This window comes from Pseudoalteromonas luteoviolacea CPMOR-1, from assembly GCF_001625685.1.
In the GTDB taxonomy this organism is placed as follows: Bacteria; Pseudomonadota; Gammaproteobacteria; order Enterobacterales; family Alteromonadaceae; genus Pseudoalteromonas; species Pseudoalteromonas luteoviolacea_K.
In genome coordinates this window covers 155,799-174,258 of record NZ_AUYC01000062.1, presented here as the reverse complement: position 1 = coordinate 174,258, position 18,460 = coordinate 155,799, and the positions used below count along the sequence as shown (strand labels likewise).

Genomic DNA, 18,460 nt, shown 5'->3' with positions numbered 1-18,460 from the left:
CACCTCAACCTATTGTGCTTTACTCGGGTGAAGGTATGCGAACAAAGCCTTCCATCAATACACGTGCACTTCTGCTCATGATTGCTTTTTTCGCTAACCACCTTTGCCCGCTTTGCTCAGCTTCAGCGCCAACTTTTAAGGTGCCAGACGGGTGCCCAAATGTGACTTGATTGCGTTGTCCACCACCTGCGGCTTCATTGACCAAAGTACCAGGAATTGCCGCAGCTGTTGCAATGGCGACCGCGGCAGTGCCCATCATCGCATGGTGTAGCTTACCCATAGACAGCGCTCGCACATTAAGGTCAATGTCTTGCTCACTGATGGCTTTACCACTGGATGCTGAGTATGCACAAGGACCACTAACAAAAGCTATTTTGGGCGTATGCTGACGAACCTTGGCTTCTTCTAAATCGTTGATCAGGCCCATTTTTAGCGCTCCATATGCGCGGATTTTCTCTAGCCTTTGCAACGTATTTGCATCACCATTAATTGCCTCTTGCAATTCAGTGCCGTTAAAGCCCAAATCATCAGCGCTAAAGAATAAAGTCGGGATCCCCGCATTTATCATGGTCACATCAAAAGCGCCTTCATCAGGCACTTCAAGTACATCCACTAAATTGCCGCTCGGGAACATATCTGCATCAGCATCGGCTGGATCTAAGAACTCAACAACCACCTCAGCTGCGGGGAACGTCACTCCATCTAACTCAAAGTCGCCAGTTTCTTGCACTTCACCATGAGTGATTGGAATATGCGCGATGATAGTTTTACCGATATTTGCTTGCCAAATACGGACAACTGCAATGCCGTTCTCAGGTATTCGAGCACTATCAACTAAACCATTGCTGATCGCAAAAGCACCAACCGCCGCAGTTAAATTACCGCAATTCCCGCTCCAATCAATAAATGGCTTATCGATAGCCACTTGTCCAAACAAGTAGTCAACATCATGGTCGGCTTGTGTGCTTTTTGACAAAATAACCGTTTTACTGGTGCTGGAGGTCGCCCCACCCATGCCATCAGTTTGTTTCGCATACGGATCTGGGCTGCCGATCACGCGAAGTAAAATATCATCTCGCAATTTACCGGCAACTTGTGCGCCTTTAGGTAAGTCTTCCAGATTGAAAAATACGCCTTTTGATGTGCCGCCGCGCATGTATGTGGCGGGAATTTTAATTTGTGGTTTAAAACTCATGATCCTTCCTAACAATAAACCCAAGCATGGCTTGGGTTTATTTTGATAATATTGATTAAGCGTTGGCTTCTAAAAAGTCTTTTGCAAAACGCTGCAATACGCCACCCGCTTCATAAATAGACACCTCTTCTGCGGTATCTAGGCGGCACGTTACATCCACTTCGATACGCTCACCATTTCGACGATTAATCACCAGCGTCAACGTTGTACCCGGTGTACGCTCACCCACAACGTCATAGGTCTCTGTACCATCTAACTCAAGTGTCAGCCTTGTTGTACCAGCTTTAAACTCCAGCGGTAATACACCCATACCAATCAAGTTGGTTCTGTGAATACGTTCGAACCCTTCCGCAACAATCACTTCAACACCTGCAAGGCGCACCCCTTTTGCCGCCCAATCTCGCGAGGAGCCCTGACCATAGTCCGCACCTGCCACAATAATAAGCGGTTGCTTTCTATCCATATACGTTTCGATTGCTTCCCACATACGGGTCACTTGGCCTTCAGGCTCGACGCGTGCAAGAGAGCCTTGCTTCACCTCACCATTTTCCTTCACCATTTCATTCAGTAGCTTCGGATTCGCAAACGTTGCTCGCTGCGCGGTTAAATGATCTCCTCGATGTGTGGCATAAGAATTAAAGTCCTCTTCAGGTAGGCCCATTTTGGCCAGGTATTCACCCGCGGCACTGCTTGCCATAATTGCGTTAGAAGGTGAAAGGTGGTCGGTAGTAATATTGTCACCTAGAATTGCCAGTGGCCTCATGCCTTTCATCGTACGCTCGCCTGCAAGCGCACCTTCCCAATATGGTGGACGACGGATATAAGTGCTCGTTTCGCGCCATTCATACAAGGGGTCATTATCTTCACCATAATCAACCGTGAGGTTGAACATAGGGTCGTATACTTCTCTAAATTGCTGTGGTTTTACACTATTTGCTATAACCGCATCAATTTCTTCATCACTTGGCCAAATGTCTTTCAGTGTTACCGGATTGCCCGCTTGATCATGACCAAGGACATCTTGCTCAATGTCAAAGCGCACACTACCTGCAATAGCATAAGCCACAACCAATGGCGGTGACGCCAAAAATGCTTGTTTTGCATATGGATGAATACGACCATCAAAGTTTCGGTTACCCGACAATACAGCCGTTGCATATAAGTCTCTGTCGATGACTTCTTGTTGAATTTTAGGGTCAAGTGCCCCACTCATTCCGTTACACGTAGTACATGCAAACGCCACAATGCCAAAGCCAAGCGCTTCAAGCTCTGGTAGTAAGTCTGCTTCAGTCATATAAGAGCGCACCGCTTTGGAGCCTGGCGCAAATGATGTTTTTACCCAAGGTTTGCGCTTCAGGCCAAGTTTATTTGCGTTTCTTGCCAGCAAGCCCGCTGCGACCACATTGCGTGGATTACTGGTATTGGTGCAGCTGGTGATTGCAGCGATGATCACCGCGCCATCCGGCATTTGGTCTTCTGTTTTTTCGTAATCAGCCACAATGCCTTGCTTTGCCAAATCTTGCGTTGCCACACGGCGATGCGGATTAGACGGACCCGCTAAATTACGCCCTACACTAGATAAATCGAACTTTAATACACGCTCATACTTGGCTTCAGTCATAGCGTCAGCCCACAAACCTGTCAGCTTGGCATATTTCTCCACTAACTCGACTTGCTCATCATCACGGCCCGTGAGCTTCAAGTAATCAATGGTTTTCTGATCTATGTAGAACATAGCAGCCGTTGCGCCATATTCGGGTGTCATATTTGAAATCGTCGCACGGTCACCCAGGGTTAGGTCATTTGCGCCTTCACCGAAAAACTCTAAGTAGGTTGAGACCACTTTTTCATTACGTAAAAATTCAGTAATGGCTAATACAATATCCGTTGCAGTGATACCCGGTTGGCGTTTACCCACCAGCTCTACACCCACAATATCTGGTAGTCGCATATAAGATGCACGGCCAAGCATGACACTTTCCGCTTCTAGGCCACCTACACCAATGGCAATTACCCCCAACGCATCAACATGCGGCGTATGGCTGTCTGTACCGACTAAGGTATCAGGAAATGCAACACCGTCTCGCGCCTGAACCACTGGTGACATTTTTTCTAAATTGATCTGGTGAAGAATACCGTTACCCGGCGGGATCACATCGACATTTTTAAACGCTGTTTTTGTCCAGTTTATAAAGTGGAAACGGTCATCGTTACGGCGATCTTCTATCGCACGGTTTTTCTCAAACGCATTTTCCTCATAACCTGCGTGCTCTACAGCAAGACTGTGGTCAACAATTAGCTGAGTTGGTACAACCGGATTAACTTTGGCAGGATCGCCTCCTTTTTCTGCGATGGCATCACGAAGACCTGCTAAATCAACAAGTGCTGTTTGACCAAGAATATCGTGACATACAACGCGCGCAGGAAACCATGGAAAGTCCAGATCTCTACGCCTTTCGATTATTTGCGTCAAGAAGTCATTAAGCTTTTCAGGCTCAGCTCTTCTCACTAGGTTTTCTGCGAGGACTTTTGAGGTATAAGGTAATCCATCATATGCACCGGGCTTTATCGCTTCGATGGCCTCGCGCGTATCATAATAGCATAGTGTAGAATCAGGTAATCGTTTACGGTATTGGGTGTTCATAACTGCTTTTTCCAACTGAAGATGTGACGGTGTGCTTAGCACGCAGCGCTATCAAGCACTGCATGCTCACGACTTATGGTCTATATAAGTCGTCGGCTAATTAGCGCGCTGCAATCGCAGGCACTGGGCGAAGATCTTCACCTGTATATTCAGCCGAAGGACGAATAATACGGTTATCCGCACGCTGCTCCATCACGTGTGCAGCCCAGCCCGTTAGGCGAGACATCACAAAAATTGGGGTAAATAGCTTCGTTGGGATCCCCATGAAGTTATAAGCAGATGCATGGAAAAAATCCGCGTTACAGAATAACTTTTTCTCACGCCACATCACTTCTTCACAGCGAACAGACACAGGGTAAAGCACCGTATCGCCAACATCTGCAGCCAGTTTTTCAGACCACGTTTTAATAATTTCATTACGAGGATCTGACTCAGAATAAATCGCATGACCAAAGCCCATGATTTTCTCTTTACGCTCTAACATGCCCATCATTTCTTGTTCAGCATGATCAGCAGATTCAAAGCGCTCAATCATCTCCATCGCGGCTTCATTAGCACCACCGTGAAGTGGACCACGCAGTGAACCAATTGCGCCTGTCACACAAGAATGCATGTCTGATAGTGTTGACGCACATACACGCGCAGTGAAAGTAGATGCATTAAATTCATGCTCAGCATAAAGGATAAGTGATACATGCATAACGCGCTCATGAAGCTCTGATGGCTTTTCACCACGCAGTAGATGTAAGAAATGCGCACCGATAGAATCATCCTCCGTTTCAACATCAACACGAACGCCATCATGGCTAAAGCGATACCAATAACAAATGATGCTTGGGAAACACGCCAACATACGGTCTGTTACTTTACCTTGCTCATCAAAGCTAGCTTCGCCTTCCAAGTTACCAAGCATAGAACAACCTGTACGCAATACATCCATTGGGTGAGCATCTGCTGGAATACGTTCTAGCACGTCCTTAAGTGCCACAGGTAAACCACGCATTGACTTCAATAAGGCTTTATATTCGTCAAGCTCGCTTTGATTTGGCAGCTTGCCTTTAAGAATAAGGTAGGCGACTTCTTCAAACTGACAGTTTTCAGCCAAATCTTTCACATCATAACCGCGATAAGTTAGCCCCGAACCAGATTTTCCTACTGTTGATAATGCAGTTTTCCCTGCTACTTGACCACGTAGACCTGCACCACTTAGTACTTTAGCCATCACTTTCTCCTGAAAATTTTTTACCTGCTGAATTTTAGAATCTTTTTTCTGAGCATGTTAAAACATACTCTATTATATTATTTGTTACTTGTTTTTACCTTGAGCAAACAATGCATCAAGCTTTTGCTCGTAATCGTGATAACCAAGATAATCATATAAATCCATACGTGTTTGCATGGTATCTACAACCGCTTTTTGGTCACCGTCATTCAATAAAGTACGATATACCAGCTCGGCAGCTTTATTCATCGCACGGAATGCGCTTAAAGGATACAGCACCATGCCTACGCCCCACTCACCAAGCTGTTGCTTGCTCCAAAGTTCAGTCTTACCAAACTCTGTCATGTTCGCTAAAATTGGCACGTCTAACGCTTCTGAAAATGCTCTGTAGTGTTCTTCAGTTTGAATCGCTTCTGCAAAAATGCCATCTGCGCCCGCTTCTACATAGGCTTTTGCGCGTGCGATTGCAGCGTCTAGACCTTCTTGAGCAAAGGCATCTGTACGGGCCATAATGAAAAAGTCTTTATCAGTACGAGCATCTACCGCTGCTTTAATTCGATCGACCATTTCTTCTGTTGATACGATTTCTTTGTTTGGTCTGTGACCACAGCGCTTTTGCGCCACTTGGTCTTCAATATGCACCGCCGCAGCGCCGGCTTTTTCCATATCGCGAATAGTTTTAGCAATGTTGAATGCACCGCCCCATCCTGTATCAATGTCCACCATCAGAGGTAAGTCACAAGCAGATGTAATGCGCTGAACATCAGCAATGACATCATTTAATGAGGTCATGCCTAAATCAGGTAAGCCATATGATGCATTAGCGACACCACCACCAGATAAATAAATTGCTTGGTGGCCTATTTGCTTTGCCATAATCGCACTGTAAGCGTTAATCGTGCCTACAATCTGCAATGGTTGATTGGCATTTAACGCGTCACGAAATTTTTTTCCTGCACTCATGATGGTGTACTCTCCTGTGATGTTTACTTCATGTTTGATAGCTTGACGGCGATGTTATTTTTTGAATATTGAATGTGGCGTCGCATTAAGATCTCTGCCAATTCGCCATCACGATTTGCGATGGCTCTTACGATATGTATATGCTCGTCATAAGCTGTTGTCACTCGTGGTCCAGTCATACCTAACTGAACTCGATACATTCTAGCTAAATGGTAAATCCCGTTGCTTAACATCGTGATCAATTGTTGATTTTGGCTGCCAACGATAATGCGGTAATGAAAGTCCAAATCTCCCGCCTCTTGATAATAGACGTTGCGCTGCTTTACCTCATCTTGCTGGCCTTCCAACAGGCTGCTCAATTGATTGATCTCAGCATCAGGCATATTTTGTGCTGCCAGCCTGGCCGCCATGCCTTCTAATGCTTCACGGATCTGATACAGCTCAAGTAAACCGTCAGACGTTAAAGTCACGACGCGCGCACCGACATTGGCTTTACGCTCAACAATATTGCATGCCTCTAAGCGGTTGATTGCTTCGCGAACGACTGCACGGCTAACCTCATACTTTGTCGACAATTCAACTTCACTCAGCTTTGAGCCCGCTGATATATGGCCTTCAACAATCTCTTCCCTCAATTGAAAAAACGTTTTATCTGAAGAGGTTACAGCTTTTTCTTGAAAGAAGTTCATCAAATGATCACGCAATAGTTTTTATCAATTGCCAACAATATAGATACACTTTACGTTAACGTCAACCTACAAACAAATAAATTGTCGACAATCTTGTTATTCACACTATTCACCTTATTTATGATGGCTGAGCAAGCGCCTACCAATCTAATAGTACTGATAAAGTAATAAACTAACGTGACACGCTTTTAGTAAACAGGCAAAAAAGCAGATTTAAACGTTGATATGGTAGTGAGCAGAAAGAGAATAGGTAAGTATAAAAACAGCAGGAGATAGACAATAAAAAAGGCAAGCTAAGCTTGCCTTTTAAAATTCGTATAAACTGTGACAGTTACAGCTTAACGATTTCCTCAGCTTGAGGACCTTTTTGGCCTGTAGTAAGTTTAAATTCTACACGCTCGCCTTCAGCTAGAGTACGGAAACCGTCGCCTTTGATTGCACTGAAGTGTGCAAAAACGTCTGGGCCATTTTCCTGAGCGATAAAACCAAAGCCTTTTGACTCGTTAAACCACTTTACTGTACCTGTTAAAGTATTAGACATAATAATAAATCCTGATAAAAAATATAAATGCCAATCCTTAAAAGCAAATTCTAAACTGCTTAAAGAGAATCCATCTTTATAAACTGGCAAACCTATGCCCTTGTGGGCGCATAGACCTAAATTTTGCCGGTGATAAAACTTCAGGACGGTACTACTACAAGCTAACACTTATACAACAACGTAATGGAGATTTATAAACACTGACTGAAATTCTGTCTATGTTCATCTTATAGGGATGCCCCTCTAAGTCAACTAATTTTTAAACATATTTGTGAATGCTTAATGACATAATCACATAAGCAATATGAACAATTAAAGACTCAGCTATAACCCCAGTAAAAACAGGGCCTAGCGCGGCGATTAGACAATTTAAATTTTATTGATTTTTATGCATAAAATAGTGCTTGTGTGTCTTTGCATAAATCAGTTGGCGTAACTTTATAAATACTTTATTTAAGGCTATAACGAGGTGAAATAAGCTGGAAATTACGCTTACTTCCCTTAATGACAAAGTTGCAATAATAGCAATTAAAAGTTACTTCATCTGCGGCAAGAATAATTTTTTTAAAAGTTTAGCGTAAATCCATCTAGACTAACCCACAATAACAAGCCGATCACTTAACGCATAATTATACGCGGCTGCGAAGAAAAGATTCATGCATAGTTATTTGCAAGTTTTACGACTTAACAGCTTTGTCTAACAAGGCGTCAACTTCCACACTTGGAACAGGTTTTGAGAATAGATGTCCTTGCAATTGGTCACACCCATAAGATGTCAAAGTTTTGGCCTGCACTTCGCATTCCACTCCTTCAGCAATACAATTAACCCCCAAACTTTTTGCAATATTAATCATCACCAGAGCAAGATCATCTTGGTGTTCTCCCCCACCCATTTCATTAATGAAACTCGGATCAATTTTAATTGAATCAAAATGTAACTCCCTCAACAAAGAAGGGTTGGTGTGTCCAAGACCAAAATCATCAATGGCCAAATTAAACCCAAGTCGACTTAACGCATCCAAAGTCGATTTAAGCTCGTCAGCACGTTCTAATAGCGGGCGCTCAGCAATTTCCAACTCAAACTGCTCTGGTTTGAGTTGAAACTTATCAAGTAGAGACATTAATTGCTCTGTGAATAGGCCATTGAGTAAATGTTTTATCGATAAATTTAAGCACAGCTTGAGATCTGGGTATCGCGCACTCCATTGCACGAAGTCAGGCATTGCAAGCTCAAAAACGTACATACTGAGATGTCCGTTGATACCAGCACTTTCGGCAATATCCACAAACTGCTCAGCAACAATAAGTTCTGTACCATGCTGCCAACGTGCCAATACTTCAAGCTTTTCAACCTCTAAAGTCTGGGCATTGTAGATAGGTTGAAAATGCGGCAAAAAAGTCTTTAGATGCAGGGCCGCTATCATCGCCGTTTCTTTTTCTAAGTACAGCTCTGCTTCTTTATCCAGCTCAGCGCAGTAAAATTGATAGTTTGAATGCCCCACCTTTTTGGCCCTGTACATAGCAGTATCTGCACTTTTCATCAAACTATCTGCATTTTCTCCATCCTCAGGATACAATGCAACACCAGCACTGAAGGATACTTTGACCTGTGTAGACCTGAGTTCGTAATCTCCACTCGACGCCTGAAATATCTTCTCAACGACATGGCGTACATGCTTTCTATCGTCCATGCTATCGATAAGGAGTACGAATTCATCTCCCCCTATGCGTGAAACCGTATCACATGCTCTGATACTGGCAGTTAAACGTTTGGCTACTTGTTTTAACAGCTCGTCGCCGCTGTCATGACCTAGGGAATCGTTGATTGCCTTGAACTTGTTCAAATCTAAAAAAATCAGCGCAAATTGGTGCTTGTGTCGTTTTGCTCGTTTGCATGATTGAACAAGACGGTCCTGCAAAAGCAACCTATTTGGTAAACCAGTTAATGCATCATGATGTGCCAAATGATTCATCCTTTTACGCATCAACCGAGATTCTGTGACATCTTGGAACACCAGCACAGCCCCCGCAATTTTCTCGCCACGAATAAAAATAGGTGAGCAACACACTTCAATAGCAAAATCTAATCCGAGATGATTCCTAAAACAAATAAGCTCACTTAAACAAACAGTTTGAAGCTCTGTCATTGCTTGTTGCATAGGGTCATCAATAGGCTCTTTGTTATCTTCATGATAGAGCGGCATGACTGCTTTAAACCCTTTCCCTTTAACTTCTTCGGTGAGCAATGCTAAAACAGCCTCAGCAACGGGATTCATAAAAGTAATTTCGTTATGCGTGTCAGTACAAATAACACCATCACCAACGGAGCTGAGGGTAATGGCTAACAACTCATGCTGTTTTTGCAGCTCACTTTGCTTGGCTACATCAACAAGTTGACCTAAAAACACACCATGCAAATGAGTATGATTGATCGACACAGTGATTTCTTTTTGCTCATATTTAGCCTCGGCTAAAGTCAATACAAGTTGGTCAAAATCCTTTCCTTGTGCTTGCCATTGCATGAAAAGCTCATAGCTAGTCTGGTCAACTAACCCTTTAAGCCCTTTACCAATCAGCGTTTCCTCTGTATCACCTATTTGCTTGCAAAAACCTTGACTCACTGCATATAAGGTCCCGTTCTCACACACTAAAAACTGTGCAGTGAGACACTCTCTAAACACTTCATAATACAGCTCGCCATGCTCTCCAAACCCTATTTCTTGCTGTTTCTTTCGAGCAAAATAAATCACCCCACCACCCAGCACAATGGCCATTACGAAGCCGATAATGCCGAGTGAAAAGTAGTTAAACAGCTCTATCATAGATTCATTGCCATAATGCCCAACTTCAGTGAAAATCCAATTTTCAACAAACTGACTAATTTGAACACCAAAAGACAGGCCAACGAGTAGAAAAAACAAACTAAGTAAGAGTTTTTGAGTGTGTCGATTCATATGCATTTACGCAAGATCACGATATTATGAACAGTTCCTTAAGCATGTATTAAGCGTAGACACTGTTATTGAACTTTAACAGCCAGTTTAAAAAATTGATTGTTTAGATTTCTGGAATTTAAGCGACTTTTGTCCTACATCTAAAGGGGGTTAGATTATCGGGATCAAGCTATGATGACTTTGGGCGATGATGCAAAAGTAGTTGAGAATTTCGTGCGCGTGGCACAGATAATCGCTAATTTAGAGTCGATATTAACGCAGGCGAAAAACCTCTCTTTGACAGCTAAAAATGCAAGAGTTGTTGCACTTAGAGCCGGTGATGCCGCGCTTGGCTTTAAACCCATCACCAATTTCATTGATGAATTTTCGGAACAAACAATCGCCTCGACGACAAAAATAGCTGAACTATCAAATCAACTCTTTAGAGTCGCGCACAAACTTGTCAGAAGCAGCCAGTACTTTCATCAAATGACTGTACTAAAAACGCTCGTAAAATCAAACCAAGTAGAAGCGATGTATCAGCACGCCCTCAAGTCACAACGTCGTGCAGCTTCGCAACTTTCTCTTGCACTGAGTGAACTAGAAAATCATTTTGAAGACATCCAAAAGCAAATGCAAAGCGCTGAATATATTGCGGTGACAAGCCGAGTCGAAGCAACCAATGCTGGGGACTTTAGCGATAGCTTACAATCTGTCTCAGACTTCATCGCCAGCGCAGCGAAAACAATCAAAACCGCAGTTGTATATAACTTAAGTGAAATCCATACCTTACGGGGAGTTTTAAAGTGAAACTAGCGGAGCTATTTAAAGGTAAAACACACAGCTGGATGATGTTAGAGTGCAATGGCTCAACACAAAACACGCAAGGCAGTATAAATCAGTATTTCATTCACACAGACTATGAATCCATGCTCATGGACCCTGGTGGAATCGAACTTTTTTCTCCTATGCTTGCTGCGGTTTTACAGCATACGGAGCTTGAAAAATTAACCACCTTATTCGCGTCGCATCAAGATCCAGATCTCATTGCCACCCTCAGCTTATGGGATAAAGCCATTTCTAATGCCACCTTGTACGCGCCTTCACTATGGGAAAGGTTTATCGGCCATTTCGACCTCGATAATTTACATTTTGAAGGGATCAGTGATGAAGGTGGAGAGATCCAATTAGGCGGTATACGCTTGCGCTTACTCCCAGCACACTATTTGCACTCTGCAGGTAATTTTCAGCTATTTGACCCGACGGCAAAGATCCTTATGAGTGCCAACGTTGGCTCAGCAATCAATGCGCCAAATGACAATAAATTCGTTGAAGACTTCTCGCAACATGTTAAACATATAGAGCAGTTCCATAAACGCTGGATGCCCTCAAACCAAGCGAAAGCTAACTGGATTGCACGTGTAAGAGAGCTTGATATACAAGTACTGGCCCCGAACCATGGCAAACTCTATAAAGGCGAAAAAGTTCAAGAGTTTTTAGAATGGTTTGACAAGTTAGATGTGGGCAGCGCCGCGAAATAGAAGCCATAAAAGAATAACTTTTTCTGGAGTTTATTTGATAAAGGGGAGTGTTTGACAATTGATGTATGGCCCCTTCCAAATTGGTTTTAGACCGTCATATGAATAATTCATTGTCATTATGGACTTGATGGTATGTAAGCAAAAATAACTTGTTGGACGATCAAGCCCCCCTGATCGTCACATTGCTACACAAAGGATAGATTTAGAAGATGGTTTCACTGCCAGATAATATGTTCAACGCCAAAGAGAGACCTGCCGTTGCCCACTATATTGGCCGAACCGCGCAAGAGATAAAACAGCAGCAAGTACAAATCCCCCACCGCAGCTATATCGCCAGCTGCAATACCCATACAGATTCGCCCAGTATGTTTGTATCTACAACCGTTCAATCAATCAGCGATGATACACAATCACCCAGATTTGGCGCAGTCTACGAGCTAAAACTCAACCCACAAAGCGGCATCTTTGAAAACACAGAAAACCAACGTGTACTCAATGAGTGCACTGCAAGCCATGGCATTAGCGTGAGTAAGGACTGCAAGCGCATTGCCGTGGTCTGTGAAAAGCCGCATGGTGCATCTGAGCGGGATGAGCATGTCATTGATTTACCAGCTCAAACAAAAGGAAATTTTGTCAATAAACACGCCGATAATCACGCCACCATTGACAGAGCAATGCATGATTTAAGTATTCGAAAATCACGAAAATCCCCCATGACACTGCCCTCACTGATAGCTAGCAACCGCTATTATGTTTCTCAGTGTTTGGACAATAACCCATATAATACGCTGTCTGTTACACCGTATGTCGACACCTTAGTTAATCAATTTGGGGCAAATCGAAAAAAGCTCAAATCCTTCACTACTGTCGTACAAGGCAATGCGTTTAAACAACAAGATAGATGGCAGTACTTACTAAACGCTTTGCCAAATAATGAGCAAAAAGCGCATTTTCTAACGTGTGTCGAAGCGATGGCGAAAAATGAAAACACCGAAGCCTGGCTACTTGAATGGCACAATGAGCCACTCAGCCACGAGTACGACGCCTATGTAGCGACGAAAATGAAGTCTCAACACCTAGGAAACGTGTCATTAAACTATTCTGAAAAGGACCAAAGCTATGCCATCGCCAATGTGGCGGCAGTGTACAATCATATTAACGGCACCAAACATAAGTCAGCGCAGCTTATCGTGTTACAACGCGAAGGAACGACTCTCAAGATCGACTATAATGAACGTGGCTGGGAATGGAGCTGCGGCAAAGGACATGTACTGCATATTCGTGGCTATTATGACCCCAACAACGACCAGTTTGGTGCGGTGTGTACGACAGATATGACCGATAAAGAGTTCTCAAAAGCTGTCAAACCCCATAAAAAATCGCCAAAACGTGCACGCCATAAAATCTGAAGCAAACTCTAACCGGGGTCCTGGCACATATCTATTTACTGTTCCAGCAAACAACGCATCGTTTACTCGAGGTGGTATACATAACTTTGTGCCTGTTCGTGACAATTACGGTCTGTCGGTTGCTGTAGCCCCAAAGAAAGTGGCTGAATCAGACCTTAGAAACTTCATAGCACATTTAAATATCACACCAAAAGAAGATGTTTACCGTACAAACTGTTTAAAAAAAGGGATATTCTCCAACTGTGAGTTAGATTACTTATCTGCTCTTCGCCACAATGAAATCAAAATTGAGCACTACCCACTTGTTCCGACACAAAACTTAATGGGCGAAAAGCACATGGACAGCACCAGCGCCACAAGAATTGGCTTATTTGGTATTCCAATTGGCGGCAGCAGGAGTACACCTAGAGAAGATCAAACCAGTTCCACGCGTTGGCTAGTCGGCGATGACAACTGCCAATACTCAGATCCACAATTAGTAAACCTACATAATGGTCGATTTTTACTGGGCTATGCCAAGTTTCAATGCGTTGACGACAACCAAAGCTTGCAGCCACTTGGCTCCAGCCGCGCACTCATACCAAAAACATATCACTTGGTTGAAATAAATGAGCAAGGTGACAAACTCACAGAAACATTGTCATTCACAGATTACGGTTGGGGTGGCCTAGATGACCTGATCTACATTGGTGATGGCAAGGTTGCTTGGACTTACATCAACAACCCTACACTCAGTAATCATATTGGCGCACAGCACCAGCAATGGGAAGTCATGGTGTACCAATCGCCACATTAAATAATTAACTTAGAATTTAAAAAAGCCCGAATAATCGGGCTTTAATGAACATAAGCTCTATTACCCACGGTAAGAGAACCCAAACCAAACAGAGCGGCCAAATTCAATTTCACTGGCCAACATGTGTTGATGCTCACCTGTCATACTGCGACGCTTTTCGTTGGTGAGATTACGCACTTTGGCTTTCATCACCCAATTTTTATTGACGTCATAGCGCAACTGCATATCCCATTGTGAAAAGGCTTGCCACACCTCTCGAGTTTGAGCAGTAAGCGGCAAAGGCTGATAAGGTGAGTACTCTCCTGCGTAGTGATAGCCTAAACGGATCTCTGTTTTGCTGCCACCAAATCGATAATGTGCAATCACGTTCGCCGTTTTATCAGCTTGGCCAAATTGATAATCTAAGCAAGACACTGCTTGATTGGGTATTTCGTAGCACACCTCGTGAGACAAAATCGTCGCATTTGCAACCAGCCCGAACCCTTTAAGGTGCTTTGACCACGCAGACCAATCCTGCAGTGTTAAACTGAGTTCAACGCCATTAACTTCAGATTGACCATAGTTAGACTTTTGCTCAAGTATCACTCGGTTATCTTGCTCACCCAGTACAGTACGCGTATCCACTGCAGTGTCATCAATATACTTTTTAAATAGCGCCATTGAGGCCAGATTGCCATCTTGCCAATAATACTCAGTTGATACATCCCAACTCTCTGCAAGGCTGGTTTTTAAGTTTGGATCGCTTCGTTTGATAACCGTATAGTCGCGCCTTTCATTCACAGAATTTAGGTTATTACTGGCAAAATAATCTGGTCTCGCAACGCTTTGCCCAACACTGGCAAATATGCGCCAATTGTCAGTTATATCATAACGACCACGTAATACGCCCAACCACTGTGAGTCTTTCAGAGAAAGTGTATTGGGCGTCACGCTTCGGGTATTCATATTAATATCTTGCCCTTGCGTTTCTTGCTCCCATGCTTCGTAACGAGCACCGATAGACCAACGCCACCTATCAGATTGGTTAATTAACTCAATATGTGCAGCACTGACTTTATCGACGCTATTAAAGTCATGCCTCAAGCTTGCAAACTCACTGGCATTGTTATTTAACTTAAAATCCCTGACATTTTCATTGAAGTAATTACTTACATACTCATTAGATAACCAAGGTAAATTAAGCCCAAAAGCATCTACCGAATACCTGCTGTCACTAACAAGCTTGCCAATTGAGATATCTCTTTTGACATCATACCTACTAACATCTCTATTAGATCGCACTTTGCTGTGTGTATAGCGCAGTCCAGACTTAACACTCCAACCCAGCCCATTGCCGTCGGCATGCCAATTATACAAAACTCGGGAGTCCAATATGGTGTTGCTATTTTCTCTGCGTTGTAGCTCAAATTCATCAAGCTTGATGACACGAGGGCTCTGTGCAAAACGAGGATCGTTTACTGACCAGCTCCTATCGCTGTCGAACCCCATATATTGATACCCCAATAAGTGATATTCTTCTGGGTTGCTTGCGCTTAACCACACACTTTCTTCATCTTGCCTATCTGAGCTAGCTTCACTGTAAGCAATATCAAAGCTGAGGTGTTGACGTGAATAAAGCTCATTTTTAAAGTGTATATGACTGCCAAGCTGTTTACGCGCAGTGTCTCTATAAATGGTATCCAAAACTAAATCAGCCTGTTCAATCTCGGCCTGATTTCGATTCACTCTTACTGGCGTTCTGGGCACTTGCTCAAATGCAAAGCTATTACGCGGTTCATTCTCTGTTTGTTGGTAGTAATAACTATGCCAAAACCCATAGCTTTGTTCTGTTGGCACAGCTTCAAGCTTAATTGAACCGCCCTGACGTACCCAGACATTTGAATATGCCGATTGGCGAGAGCGACTAATAAACGCTTGCCCCTCTTTATTGACATGATACTGATTACTGAGGTTGCTTTGGTCTCGTGATTTTTCTGAATACATACCAAATGCAACCAAACCGAACTGTGAATCTTGCCCAAGAACTCGGCTATATTGGCTACGAATATTTAATCCCAACTTGTCGTCATCATCGGGCACATCTTGATAACTATACTGAGATAATTCAGCATCAAACCTGAAGTGTGGCGATCGTTTGTCAAACGCACTATAGCTCTTAAGATCCATCACCGCCCCAACAGAGTTGCCGTTAAAGCTCACATCAGGGGTTTTATACAACCACAACTGGCCCACAGAAGAGGCCGGAATAGTTTCTAAATTGACGCCTCGAGTATGCTGCCTGTCACTGGCAAGGGCCATGCTATCTAGCGTGACGGAGTTCATACCTGATTGTACACCACGAACAGTGACCAACTGGCCCTCATCCGAATCATTGATGGTGTGCACACCCACAATGCGGCGATATGAATCGGCGACATTAATATCCGGCAGCTCGCCAATATCATCCGCAGCAATTAAATCAACAAGGCCTACTTGATAGTTGTGCTTCAGCCACACCGCCTCAGTGCTTGCTCCCTTTTGACCTAATACGCTTATTCTTTCGATCTCACTGTCATGCTTGGACCCAGATTTACGCTTTTTCCTTTTGCCATCATTTACCTTATTTGGCCGGTAAACAATGTAGCCAGAACTTGCTTGCTTAACTTTAAGGCCAGTATCTTTGAGCAATATTTGAAGTAGCTCATCAAGTGTAAATTGGCCTTTTATTTCAGCCGTTTGGTACCCTTTAAGTAAAGCTGGCTGAGTAAAAATAGATTGCTCACTTTGTTTGGCCACATTAAATAACGCTTGGACTAAGGGCTGGGGCTCAATATCGACACGAAGACTTTGCTCACTTGCAGTTGCTAATGTGCTTAACTGCAGACCACTCAACAATAAAAATAGATTTCGCATTACACTCTTACATTAATTCGTTTTAACCATGGCAGGCTTAGTTAGCAACCATGTATCGCCTGATTGCGTGTATTCTAGGGACAACATCGCAGCCAGATCTTGTATCACAGACGGAATATCTTGGGTTGAAAATGAGGCTGTGACTCTCAGTTGTTCCACATCTTCACCAACCACAATAATCTGGCCAGCGTAATATCGATTTAGCTGAGAGACAATATGGCCGAGAGGCACGTCTTGATAAGTCAACTGGCCTTGCTGCCAGTCATCGATCAACGCCGGATCAATTGACGTTACTTGACTCAAACCACTGCTGTTGTCTGCAATAATGACCTCTCCTGCTTGAAGTTTGGTACGCATATCTTGCAGCTCTACCTCAACTAATCCCTCAGAAACAGCCACTTGAATCGAGTGTGAGTTGTAGCGCACATTAAACTCTGTGCCTATTATGGTGACACCCACTTGACCAGAAGAGACAACAAAGGGTCGAATCTTGTCGGTAACGACATCAAAGTAGCCCTCACCAGAGAGTAACTTCAATGACCGTGCTTGATTTGATATAGACACCAACAACTTACTATCAGGGCCAAGCGTCACCACACTACCATCAACTAACAGGTAGGTTTCAACTTGCGCTGTTTCAGTTTGATAAATTTGCTGTGCTATTACAGGGCCCGCCTCTTGCGGCTCTTGCCCAAACCAACCTAACATAGCTATCAACATGATACTCGCCGCAACAGCAAACCAACGATATACATGGTTATTCACTGCTACTTTGTCAGTAGCAATGGTTACTTTTGACGAATTGTTTAATTGCTCAACCAGCACTACAGGATCTGAGCTTTGTGCTACCGGTATTTGCTCTACCAAGGAAAGCGCTTCCTCTAGGCGTCTATAAATACGCTCATGCTCGGGGTCTATGACCAGCCACTGTTCAAATTGCACTTTTTGATCAAGATCCAGTTCATCTTGAATAAGCAGCCAGTGAGTTGCCTGTTGTTCGATAAGTTGCTTCGAAGATGTTGTATTTAAATCGGTATCAATGCTTTCGAAAACATCATTGGGTTTAGTCATTAGCACTTACCTCTGCCTGATGATTTAACGCATTTCCACATATAAGCACTGCTTTGGCAACCTGACGCTTTACTTCTATTTGAGACATATCGCAACGCCTAGCAATTTCTGCATATGACATTTGGTGAACCCTATTGAGCAAGAATAACTGTCGCTGCTGCGCGGGAAGCTGCATAAAGGCTTTATCAATCAATGCCAGTTTCTGCTTATTATTTAAAACGGATGAAGGCTCTCTGTCATCTAAACTGATATCAGGGTCAGAGGTTTTTTCATCAATATAGCCCTGTCGTGTTTTTTCTGAACGCTTGAAGTCTAAAACCAAGTTTTGCGCTATTTTATACAAAAATGCGCGATGATTTTCGATTTTATCTTGATGCTCCAACCGAGAAAAACGTTCAAATGTTGAATGTACTATGTCTTCAGAATCTGGCGGCTCACCAAACTTACTCTTTAAAAAAGCGCCAATTTCTTGGCTGTATTTATGGTACAAACGAGTGGGTAAATTACTTTTTAAATGACTAATTTTGGAAGTTGTCTTTACTGTCTCAGACAAATGTGTGCTCT

At 43.3% G+C, this 18,460-nt stretch carries 14 protein-coding genes; 4 read left to right on the top strand and 10 right to left on the bottom strand.

Annotated features, from left to right (window positions below; genetic code table 11):
- Positions 1-19: 19 nt before the first annotated feature.
- The 7 genes from prpF to N473_RS21590 all read right to left on the bottom strand — a co-directional run bounded on the left by prpF (position 20) and on the right by N473_RS21590 (position 10,208).
- Complete coding sequence (prpF, locus tag N473_RS21620) at positions 20-1,195, bottom strand: 2-methylaconitate cis-trans isomerase PrpF (protein WP_063369735.1); 1,176 nt, start codon at positions 1,193-1,195, stop codon at positions 20-22.
- Positions 1,196-1,250: 55 nt separating this feature from the next.
- Positions 1,251-3,839, bottom strand: a complete 2,589-nt coding sequence (acnD, locus tag N473_RS21615) for a Fe/S-dependent 2-methylisocitrate dehydratase AcnD (RefSeq protein WP_063369734.1) — start codon at positions 3,837-3,839, stop codon at positions 1,251-1,253.
- A 100-nt stretch (positions 3,840-3,939) separates the two neighbouring features.
- The gene (gene prpC, locus N473_RS21610; protein ID WP_063369733.1) at positions 3,940-5,061 is read right to left on the bottom strand and encodes a bifunctional 2-methylcitrate synthase/citrate synthase; all 1,122 of its coding nucleotides are present in this window, start codon (positions 5,059-5,061) and stop codon (positions 3,940-3,942) included.
- 84 nt (positions 5,062-5,145) lie between these two features.
- Complete coding sequence (prpB, locus tag N473_RS21605; RefSeq protein WP_063369732.1) at positions 5,146-6,024, bottom strand: methylisocitrate lyase; 879 nt, start codon at positions 6,022-6,024, stop codon at positions 5,146-5,148.
- A 23-nt stretch (positions 6,025-6,047) separates the two neighbouring features.
- Positions 6,048-6,713, bottom strand: a complete 666-nt coding sequence (locus N473_RS21600) for a GntR family transcriptional regulator (protein WP_063369731.1) — start codon at positions 6,711-6,713, stop codon at positions 6,048-6,050.
- A gap of 331 nt (positions 6,714-7,044) precedes the next feature.
- Positions 7,045-7,254: a cold-shock protein gene (locus N473_RS21595; protein ID WP_023398377.1), complete on the bottom strand. Its 210-nt coding sequence runs from the start codon at positions 7,252-7,254 to the stop codon at positions 7,045-7,047.
- A 677-nt stretch (positions 7,255-7,931) separates the two neighbouring features.
- Positions 7,932-10,208 carry a putative bifunctional diguanylate cyclase/phosphodiesterase gene (locus tag N473_RS21590; RefSeq protein WP_196766451.1) on the bottom strand — a complete coding sequence of 759 codons (2,277 nt, stop codon included), beginning with the start codon at positions 10,206-10,208 and terminating at the stop codon, positions 7,932-7,934.
- Positions 10,209-10,379: 171 nt separating this feature from the next.
- Between N473_RS21590 and N473_RS21585 the strand changes: the two genes are divergently transcribed.
- The 4 genes from N473_RS21585 (at position 10,380) to N473_RS21570 (ending at position 13,933) form a co-directional block, all read left to right on the top strand.
- Complete coding sequence (locus N473_RS21585) at positions 10,380-10,997, top strand: hypothetical protein (protein WP_063369729.1); 618 nt, start codon at positions 10,380-10,382, stop codon at positions 10,995-10,997.
- Positions 10,994-11,728 (top strand): MBL fold metallo-hydrolase, encoded by a 735-nt coding sequence (locus N473_RS21580; protein ID WP_063369728.1) that lies wholly within the window; start codon positions 10,994-10,996, stop codon positions 11,726-11,728. The genes N473_RS21585 and N473_RS21580 overlap by 4 nt, the downstream gene beginning before the upstream one ends.
- Positions 11,729-11,937: 209 nt before the next feature.
- The gene (locus tag N473_RS21575; RefSeq protein ID WP_063369727.1) at positions 11,938-13,137 is read left to right on the top strand and encodes a hypothetical protein; all 1,200 of its coding nucleotides are present in this window, start codon (positions 11,938-11,940) and stop codon (positions 13,135-13,137) included.
- Entirely contained in the window at positions 13,118-13,933 is an 816-nt protein-coding gene (locus tag N473_RS21570; protein ID WP_063369726.1) for a hypothetical protein, read from the top strand. The genes N473_RS21575 and N473_RS21570 overlap by 20 nt, the downstream gene beginning before the upstream one ends.
- Positions 13,934-13,993: 60 nt before the next feature.
- Here N473_RS21570 and N473_RS21565 read toward each other — a convergent pair whose 3' ends face one another.
- From N473_RS21565 to N473_RS21555, 3 genes are read right to left on the bottom strand one after another with little or no spacing between them, the layout of a single operon-like run.
- Positions 13,994-16,825 carry a TonB-dependent receptor gene (locus N473_RS21565; RefSeq protein WP_063369725.1) on the bottom strand — a complete coding sequence of 944 codons (2,832 nt, stop codon included), beginning with the start codon at positions 16,823-16,825 and terminating at the stop codon, positions 13,994-13,996.
- Between the two features lie 12 nt (positions 16,826-16,837).
- Positions 16,838-17,896: a FecR family protein gene (locus tag N473_RS21560; protein WP_063369724.1), complete on the bottom strand. Its 1,059-nt coding sequence runs from the start codon at positions 17,894-17,896 to the stop codon at positions 16,838-16,840.
- Positions 17,889-18,449 carry an RNA polymerase sigma factor gene (locus tag N473_RS21555; protein ID WP_196766450.1) on the bottom strand — a complete coding sequence of 187 codons (561 nt, stop codon included), beginning with the start codon at positions 18,447-18,449 and terminating at the stop codon, positions 17,889-17,891. Before N473_RS21555 ends, N473_RS21560 begins: the two co-directional genes overlap by 8 nt.
- Positions 18,450-18,460: the final 11 nt, after the last annotated feature.